General features: G+C 48.7%; 4 protein-coding genes and 1 pseudogene. 2 read left to right on the top strand and 3 right to left on the bottom strand.

Going from position 1 to position 9,489, the window contains the following annotated elements; translation table 11 throughout:
* A pseudogene (locus C234_RS18055) lies at positions 1 to 224 on the bottom strand (IS982 family transposase); the annotation flags it as partial.
* A 265-nt stretch (positions 225 to 489) separates the two neighbouring features.
* On the opposite strand from C234_RS18055, the gene lacZ reads away from it, so the two are divergent.
* Positions 490 to 3,594 (top strand): beta-galactosidase, LacZ type, encoded by a 3,105-nt coding sequence (lacZ, locus tag C234_RS0110745; RefSeq protein ID WP_027325776.1) that lies wholly within the window; start codon positions 490 to 492, stop codon positions 3,592 to 3,594.
* A 333-nt stretch (positions 3,595 to 3,927) separates the two neighbouring features.
* On the opposite strand, the gene C234_RS0110740 is transcribed toward lacZ, so the two are convergent.
* Positions 3,928 to 4,380, bottom strand: coding sequence for a DIP1984 family protein (locus C234_RS0110740; RefSeq protein WP_027325775.1), 453 nt, complete (start codon positions 4,378 to 4,380; stop codon positions 3,928 to 3,930).
* Positions 4,381 to 4,392: 12 nt separating this feature from the next.
* Positions 4,393 to 5,049 carry a carbohydrate-binding family 9-like protein gene (locus C234_RS0110735; RefSeq protein WP_027325774.1) on the bottom strand — a complete coding sequence of 219 codons (657 nt, stop codon included), beginning with the start codon at positions 5,047 to 5,049 and terminating at the stop codon, positions 4,393 to 4,395.
* A gap of 112 nt (positions 5,050 to 5,161) precedes the next feature.
* Here C234_RS0110735 and C234_RS0110730 point away from each other — a divergent pair, with 112 nt between their 5' ends.
* The gene (locus C234_RS0110730) at positions 5,162 to 9,208 is read left to right on the top strand and encodes a hybrid sensor histidine kinase/response regulator transcription factor (RefSeq protein ID WP_027325773.1); all 4,047 of its coding nucleotides are present in this window, start codon (positions 5,162 to 5,164) and stop codon (positions 9,206 to 9,208) included.
* Positions 9,209 to 9,489: the final 281 nt, after the last annotated feature.

The raw sequence follows: 9,489 nt of genomic DNA, 5'->3' as shown, positions 1-9,489 counted from the left end.
GCTGTTATGCTCAAAGCGATGACCTCAAGGTCGGAAAACTTGGGAACTACACCACAACGGGGTATATTTCCGAGCTCATTAACACGATTTCCGGCGAAATCCTTGCAGATTCCGAGAATTCTGACGAAATTTGCTATGAAGTTGCGCATATGCAGATAAATAGTATTCAACGGTTTAGCTACCATTAAATTACTAAAAATCAGTGATATGTGCAACTTTTTCATTTGTAAATATTTAGATTTTTAATTCAACCAACGGGTTATATATAGTCACCGACCATGAGTATAATTATATATCATGGCGGATAGCCTGATACAAAATCCGGAATAAACAGAGCCGAGAATCCGGCAGTATTTCCGGAGAGTTTTCTTGCTTCGAACACAAAATATCGGCAGCCGCCACAGGTGCGGGAAGAAAACAATATGAAAAACAGAATAATCTTCTTATCTTTATCGCCCGAAATAATGAACCTAATATTATAAAGAAACCATGAAGAAACAACTTTTCTCCTGTTGTCTGGCAGTGTTAGGACTGGCAACGACACAAGCACAAACATTCAACGAATGGAAAGATCCGGAAGTGAACGCCGTAAACCGGGCTGCCATGCACACCAACTACTTCGCTTACGCATCTGCCGAAGAAGCGCGAACAGGCATCAAAGAACAATCGGACAACTTTATGACGCTGAACGGAACGTGGAAGTTCAACTGGGTGAGAAATGCCGACGAACGTCCCACCGACTTCTTCCGCACCGGATTCGACGACCGCGGATGGGACAACATCAAAGTACCCGCCGTATGGGAACTCAACGGATACGGAGACCCCATTTACGTGAATGTGGGATACGCGTGGAGAAACCAGTATAAGAACAACCCGCCCTACGTTCCTACCGCCAACAACCACGTAGGTTCTTACCGCAAAGAGATTGAGCTACCTGCCGGATGGAGGGGCAAGGAGATATTCGCCCATTTCGGTTCGGTGACATCGAACATGTATCTCTGGGTGAACGGTCGCTATGTGGGATACAGTGAAGACAGTAAGCTGGAAGCCGAATTCAACCTCACCGGCTACCTGAAGCCGGGCAAAAACCTGATTGCCTTTCAAGTGTTCCGCTGGTGCGACGGTACTTACCTCGAAGACCAGGACTTTTTCCGTTACTCGGGTGTAGGACGCGACTGTTATCTGTACGCGCGTGAAAAGAAACATATACGCGACATCCGGGTGACTCCCGATCTGGACGAACAGTACGCAAACGGGACGCTGCACGTCGCTATTGATATGAACGGAAGCGGAGCAGTATCCCTCGACCTGCTGGACACCCAAGGGCAGCGTGTCGCTGCCGCCGAAGTGAGAGGCTCGGGAAAGCTGAGCACCGTTCTCTCCGTTCCGAATCCTGAGAAGTGGACAGCCGAAACGCCGAATCTATACAAACTCGTTGCCACGCTGAAAAGCGGAAACAACCCGCTCGAAGTGATTCCCGTAAACGTCGGTTTCCGCAAGATCGAACTGAAAGGTAGCCAAATACTGGTCAACGGACAGCCGGTACTCTTCAAAGGAGCCAACCGCCATGAGCTCGACCCTGACGGAGGATACGTGGTTTCGACCGAGCGGATGGTGCAGGATATACAGGTGATGAAGCAACTGAACATCAACGCCGTGCGCACTTGCCACTACCCTTGCGACAACCGCTGGTACGACCTGTGCGACCGCTACGGCATCTACGTGGTGGCGGAAGCGAACGTGGAATCGCACGGAATGGGATACGGAGACAAGACGCTGGCAAAGAACCCCATCTATGCCAAAGCGCATCTCGAACGGAACCAACGCAACGTGCAGCGCGGATACAACCATCCGTCCATCATCTTCTGGTCGCTGGGCAACGAGGCCGGTATGGGAGCGAACTTCGAGAAGTGCTACACGTGGGCAAAGAAAGAAGACCCCACGCGCGCCGTACAATACGAGATGGCACGGACAAGCGAGTTCACCGACATCTACTGTCCCATGTACAGAGACTATGAGACTTGCATCAACTATTGCGAAGGAGATATCGACAAACCGCTCATCCAGTGCGAATACGCGCATGCGATGGGAAACTCCGAAGGAGGATTCAAAGAATATTGGGACATCATACGCAAGTATCCGAAGTATCAGGGCGGATTCATCTGGGATTTCGTCGACCAATCGTGCCGGTGGAAGAATAAAGACGGTGTGGAGATATACGGTTACGGAGGCGACTTCAACAAGTACGACGCTTCGGACAACAACTTCTGCGACAACGGACTCATCAGTCCCGACCGCGTGCCGAATCCCCATGCCTATGAAGTAGCGTTCTTCTACCAGAACATCTGGACTACCGCCGCCGACTTGGAAAAAGGCGAGGTGAACGTTTACAACGAAAACTTCTTTCGTGACCTTTCTGCCTATTACATGGAATGGCAACTGCTAGCAGATGGCGAAGTGAAGCAGACAGGCACTGTGCCTGAGTTGTCGGCAGCGCCTCAGCAAACCGTACGACTCCGCCTGCCCTTCGATGCAAGCAAGCTGTGCCCCGGCAAGGAAATTCTGCTCAACGTAAGCTATAAACTGAAAAATGCCGAAGCGCTGCTTCCGGCAGGTAGCACGGTGGCTTACAACCAACTCACCGTACGCGGATACGAAGCGCCCGGATTGAGCGTCGATAACGAGACCGATACCAACATGCCCGCCGATGCACCCACTGTTTGGGACAATGATTACAACTACCTCATCGTTTCGGGCAATGACTTTACCGTAGAGTTCAACAAGAGAGACGGCTACCTCTGTCGGTACGATGTGAAAGGCGTCTCTTTCATGAAACCGGGGAGCGCTCTGACCCCGAACTTCTGGCGCGCTCCGACCGACAACGATTACGGTGCAGGACTTCAGCACAAATACGCCGTATGGAAACATCCGCACTTGAAGCTGACTTCACTGAAACACAACACCGAAAACGGGCAAACGGTGGTACGTGGCGAATACGATATGAGCGCTACCGGCGCGAAACTGTACCTGACGTACACCATTAATAATAAAGGTGCGATAAAGGTCACTCAACGAATGGAGGCGGACAAAAGCCGGAAAGTATCCGAAATGTTCCGCTTCGGGATGCAACTGCGCATGCCTATCGCTTTCAACCGGATAGAATACTACGGAAGAGGGCCCGGCGAGAACTACTCCGACCGCAATCACGGCGCTTTGCTGGGCAGATACAGCCAAACGGTGGAAGAACAGTTCTACCCGTACATACGCCCGCAGGAGACGGGAACCAAGACTGACATTCGCTGGTGGAGATTATCCGGTGCAAGCGGTACAGGACTGCAATTTACAGCCGACGCCCCCTTCTCGGCTTCGGCACTGAATTATACCATCGAGTCGCTCGACGACGGCAGCGAGAAAGACCAGCGCCATGCATCGGAAGTAGAGAAGGCGAACTTCACCAACTTTTGCATCGACAAAATACAGATGGGACTGGGTTGCGTCACCAGTTGGGGAGCCATCCCACTCAAACAGTACCGCCTGCCTTATCAGGACTATGAGTTCAGTTTCATCATGAAGCCTGTCGGCGGAGCTTTCTGACCGGTGCGAGACGGGTTTTAATTGTCGGACAGCCGGATACAAGAAGTCCCCTTATCAGTTGTTTCCATCCGTTGGAAAAGAATCTGATAAGGGGACTTTCATTATCCCGCTTCCCACCCTCGTTTCTTTACAGTCGGCACATGGTAATGCTATCATGCTCTGTACATAATGTGCGCTTATGAATGATGCTGAACATACGCTGTGCAATATATCTCGCTCACGTCCGATAAGCTGCTATCTTGAACACCCGGCGGCCGGAAGCCGACAGGCGAAAATTTTGTGCCGCCCCTGCAAAGTAACTACACCTTTTATAAGGTTACAGCAAAGCCCGAATTATATCAAATCGACACTCCAGTTCAATTTCTGAATAGCCAGATCGAGCTCTCTCAAATCGCGCGAACGAAGATCCAGTTGCATCCTGAGTTCGGGCACATCGATCATACGCACCATCTTTATCTCCTGACGGCTGTAACGATGGTCCTGTTCGGTGACATGCTCCAGCAATTCGCGCATCAGAGACACGCGCATGGTGAGCACATCCTTTCGCGCAATCAGTTGGGTCAGGCTTTCTCCTTCAAGAGAAGTCCGTATATTAGTAGCGTTGATACGATAGATGAGACCCTCCAGTTGGGCGAGGAGTTCATCCAGCTCTTTATAAAGTTCGTTTACGTCTTCGGCAGGCGAATCGCCTTCCTGAACTTTCGAACAGTCTTTCAATCGTCCTTTCAACTGGGCGACTCTTTTTTGCAAATCAGCGCGGAGGCTGAGGGCTTCTGCTAATTTCATACGATAATAAGGTTAAATGTTTTGTTCCGGCTCAAACTCTAACGTTCCGAAGAAATCGGGACGATGAAAATCCGGTTTTTCTATCTTTATAGGGTTCCAAGAAAGGAAATGAGGAGTTTGCAACTCATCTCCACATTTATAAAAATTCGCTTTTATCTCTTTTCCGTCCAAAGAGGTTATCTGATGTTTGAAGAATACCGCATAAGGAACTATCAGAGCAACCTCCCAGTCGGTGTCTGCCACCCGTTCTTCAAAGGGCTCATCTCCCAAGCTCGACCAGCGTTTCACCAAAGCCGTCACATCTTCGGGGGCATGTTCCCTTCCCTCGCGTGTGGCTCCGGCCCCAATCAGAATAGTGCCTATACAGTTGCACTCGATATTATAATATATTCCATCGCCGGCAGGAATCGCAAAGAACTCCACGCACGAATCCGTCCACACCGCTCCGTTATCCTGTCCATACCTGGCGCGGACACTGGCTTCTGTCACTTTAAAATGTAGTAGTACTGAATCTTTCGTATGAGCTATCCGGAAAGAGACTCTCGGTTTATAAGGATATTCCTCCCAGTTTACGCACTGAATCAGCTGAAAATCGATCTTTTCTTTATCCAGCAATTTGGAAAGATCACGGGGCTCTATATTAGCCGCACTTATTTTCTTTACTTTCATGATACTTATGTTTGTTCTCTGCAAAAGTAGTGACTTTCTCTTAATATGCCTATTCAAAATCAAAATTAAATAATATATTTGCAAATAGTAACGCAGAAAACAGACTATTCCAGTGAGAAAAACAACCTTTTTATTCTTGTTCATCCTAGGCTTTGCCCTATTCCGGGCTCAGGGGCAGAATATCACTTTCAACCACCTGACCACAGACGACGGACTGTCTCAGTTTTCCGTCAACAGCATATATATCGACGGGCAAGGCATCATCTGGATCGGAACGCGTGAAGGGCTAAACCGCTACAACGGAAACGACATACTGAGTTTCAAACTCAACAAGAACGATCCGAACAGTCTGTTCAGCAATACGGTGCTGCGCATCACCGGTGATAAAAAAGGCAAAATCTACCTGCTTTGCACCGATGGCGTAGCCGGATTCGATCTTGAAACACAGAAATTCGAAACGCTGATTCAAGGAAATGTAGACGCTATCTACTATAAAGAAAAGCTCTATATCGGCAAAAAGAACGAAATCTACATCTTTAATGAGGGAACCAAGAACTTCGACCTCTACTACCGGCTCGCGGGAAAAAACATTGCGCTTTCGTGCTTCCATCTCGATCCCCAGAAAAACCTATGGATAGGGACTTCGGGCGAGGGGGTGTACAGATTGGACAAGGATAGGAACCTGACTCATCCGATACCCAAAGGAAACATCACAAGTATCTATGAAGACTCATCCGAAGAACTTTGGATAGGCAGCTGGGAAGAAGGGCTTTACCGCGTAAAGCAAGACGGCGGCATCCGAAACCTGAAGCACGATTCCCGGAATCCGAACAGCCTGAGTTCAGACTTTGTGAGAAGTTGCTGCGAAGACAATTCCGGGAATATCTGGATTGGAACGTTCAACGGGTTGAACCGCTACGAAAAAGCGACCGGGAACTTCCGCCTCTACACCACGAACGAGAACAGACCGGGGAGTCTGACTCACTCTTCCGTATGGTGTATCGTAAAAGACGGACAAGGGACGTTGTGGTTGGGAACTTACTTCGGAGGGGTGAACTACTTCAACCCGGAATATGAGATTTACACCCGATATAAGGTAGGACAGACAGAGAAAGAAGGATTAAGTAGCCCCATCATCGGTCGGATGATTGAAGACAAAGCGGGGAACTTGTGGATATGTACCGAAGGCGGTGGCGTTAACGTATACGACCGTAAGAAAGGAACATATCGCTGGTATCGGCACGAAGAAGGAAAGAACAGCTTGTCGCACAACAATGTGAAAGCCATTTATTACGACGAAAAAAACGAAATTATGTGGATAGGCACTCACTTGGGAGGGCTCAACAAGCTGGATATTCGCACAAGCAGATTCACAATTTACCGGATGAAAGCGGGAGACCCCTCTTCGATTCCTTCGGATATCGTACGCGATATCGTTCCCTACCGGGATAAGCTGATTGTGGCAACTCAAGCGGGAGCCTGCCTCTTCGATCCCGTCACGGGCAAAGCCCGGCTTCTTTTTCAAGAAACAAAGGAGGGACGGGAGATAAAAATGGTGGCAAGCCTTTGCCTTGACAGAGAAGGAACGCTGTGGGTAGCCGCTACCGGGAAAGGGGTATATACCTACCGCTTCGATACAGGCAAGCTGACGAATTATGCCCACATTCCCTCCTCGCCAAACAGTCTTAGCAACAACAATGTGAACAGCATTACGCAGGACAGCGAGGGGAATCTATGGTTCTCCACATCCGGAAGCGGACTGGACCGTTACCGGAAAGAGACGGACGATTTCGAGAATTTCGATGTGCAAAGCAACGGTTTGTCGAGCGACTGTATCTACGATGTCTGCGAGTCGTCGGTGGACAAAGGGCATCTGCTGCTTATTACCAATCAGGGATTCTCACAATTCGACTTTCGGAAGAAGACTTTCCAGAATTACGGAATCGAGAACGGCTTCCCGCTAACAGCAGTCAACGAAAACGCGCTTTACGTAACCCGCGATAGCGCGGTATTTTTGGGAGGTGTTCAAGGCATGATTTCTTTCTCAGAGAAAAGTCTGCAATTCACACCCAAATCATACCGTATTATGTTCTCCCGTCTATTCGTAAACGGAAAAGAAGTGCTCCCGGCGGATAAGGGAAGCATCTTGCAAAAGTCCATCGGATATACACATGAAATTAGGCTTAAAGCCAACCAATCTATGTTCAGCATCGAGTACGCGACCTCCAACTTCATCGCTGCCAACCGAGATGAGATTATTTATCGACTCGAAGGTTTCTCCGACGAATGGACACCCGCCTACCGCAACATCATTACTTACACGAATTTGAATCCGGGACGATATACACTGATTGTGAAATCGCGGAGAAACGACATCAACCAAGCCAAACTATCCATACGAATATTACCGCCTTGGTACAAAAGCTGGTGGGCATACCTTATTTACATAGTGATTACAGGTAGTTTGCTGTTGTATCTCATCCGCAGTTACAAATCGCGCATCAAACTCCGCGAATCATTGAAATATGAACAGAAACACACTGCGGACATCGAAGCGTTGAACCAATCGAAGCTTCGCTTCTTCACAAACATTTCGCACGAATTCCGCACTCCTCTCACACTCATTGTGGCGCAGGTGGAAACATTGCTTCAAGTCTCCACTTTCACACCCACCATTTATAATAAGATACTCGGTATCTATAAAAGCAGTATCCAACTAAGGGAGTTGATTACCGAACTGCTCGACTTCCGAAAGCAGGAGCAGGGGCACATGAAGATAAAGGTAAGCCCGCACAACCTGGCGGACTTCCTCTACGAGAACTATTTGCTCTTCCTCGAATACGCAAGCAGCAAGCAACTCAATTTCGAATTCAGCAAATCGGACGACGATATAGAAATCTGGTACGACCAGAAACAAATGCAAAAAGTCGTCAATAACCTGCTTTCGAACGCAATGAAGCATACTCAAGCCGGAGACACGATTGCGATAGACGTATCCAAAGAGAACGGATATGCCATCGTTGTCATCAGAGATACGGGTTCGGGCATCGACGCGAATGAGATAGACAAGATATTCGACCGTTTCTATCAGACGGAACGTCTCGACTCTTTAAACACGGGTGCCGGAACGGGTATCGGACTATCGCTGACCAAAGGAATCGTTGAACTTCATCACGGCGATATTCGTGTGGAAAGCGAACCGGGGAAAGGCAGTAGCTTTATCATCCGCATGAAGGCGGGAAACAATCATTTCACTGCGGAGCAGATAGCGCAAGAGCCTGCCGGAATCTGCCAGCCTGAACAGCCCGCTTCACTCACAGAGACATTGCCGGAGATAGAATGGGGTGGCAACGGCGGAGAAGACAAACGCATTCCGGACGCCACGATGCTGATTGTGGAGGACAATGAATCGATCAAGCAGATGCTTGAAAATATATTCGGCAACTTCTATGGGGTCATCACGGCTTCCGATGGTGAAGAGGCGTGGGAAAAGGTACAAAAAGAGATGCCTACCATTGTGCTGAGCGATGTAGTGATGCCCCGCATGTCGGGCACAGAACTATGCAAGCTGATCAAGACGAACTTCAACACCTGCCACATTCCGGTAGTGTTGCTCACGGCACGCTCCGCTGTGGAACATACCATCGAAGGGCTACGGATAGGAGCCGATGATTACATCACGAAACCGTTCAACACCAACCTGCTTATCTCCCGCTGCAACAATCTTGTAAACTCCCGCCGGCTATTACAGGAGAAGTTCAGCAAGCAGCCGCAGGCTTTTGCGCAGATGCTTGCGACCAATCCGATGGATAAGGAAATGCTTGACCGGGCGATGGAGATTATCGAACGAAATATGGACAACACGGATTTCAACATCAACATCTTCGCTCGCGAAATGGGGATGGCACGCACGAATCTGTTCACCAAACTAAAAGCGGTGACAGGGCAGACACCTAATGAGTTTATTCTGGGCATCCGACTTAAGAGAGGGGCATTAATGTTGAGAAACAACCCCGAGCTGAACATTACTGAAATTTCAGACCGCATCGGATTCTCTTCTTCCCGTTATTTCAGCAAATGCTTCAAGGATATATACCATGTCAGTCCGTTGGCATACCGAAAAGGAGAAGAGAAAGAAGAAGAACCGGAAGAGGAATAATCGCCGATTGAAGTCAGATGGCGAAAAGAGCTTTCCTCCTAAGAGGGTTTTCGCATTTAAGCAAACGAGTTTCTAAATAAACGCGAGAATTTCTTAGGGAGAGGCTTCCAAAAATCTGTTCAGAGAGGTCCCGGTCATGCCGCGATTCCTTTAAAAAAGAGCTCCGAACAAAGGATATGAGAATAAAGTCGCACGTGTAGAACATCCATATCCCCCTATTTAGAACACCAAAATCGTGCGCATAGAGGAATCAGAAATGGAACCGGATTTTCAGACTGACT

Source organism: Bacteroides pyogenes DSM 20611 = JCM 6294 (assembly GCF_000428105.1).
GTDB lineage: Bacteria > Bacteroidota > Bacteroidia > Bacteroidales > Bacteroidaceae > Bacteroides > Bacteroides pyogenes.
The sequence above is the reverse complement of the archived record's forward strand: the minus strand, read 5'-3'. Positions and strand labels throughout refer to the sequence as shown.

What these genes read in the sequence shown, in the direction of transcription:
- C234_RS0110735 (WP_027325774.1), bottom strand. Translation starts at nt 5,049, where the DNA reads ATGAAAGTAAAGAAAATAAGTGCGGCTAATATAGAGCCCCGTGATCTT.
- C234_RS0110740 (WP_027325775.1), bottom strand. Translation starts at nt 4,380, where the DNA reads ATGAAATTAGCAGAAGCCCTCAGCCTCCGCGCTGATTTGCAAAAAAGA.
- lacZ (WP_027325776.1), top strand. Translation starts at nt 490, where the DNA reads ATGAAGAAACAACTTTTCTCCTGTTGTCTGGCAGTGTTAGGACTGGCA.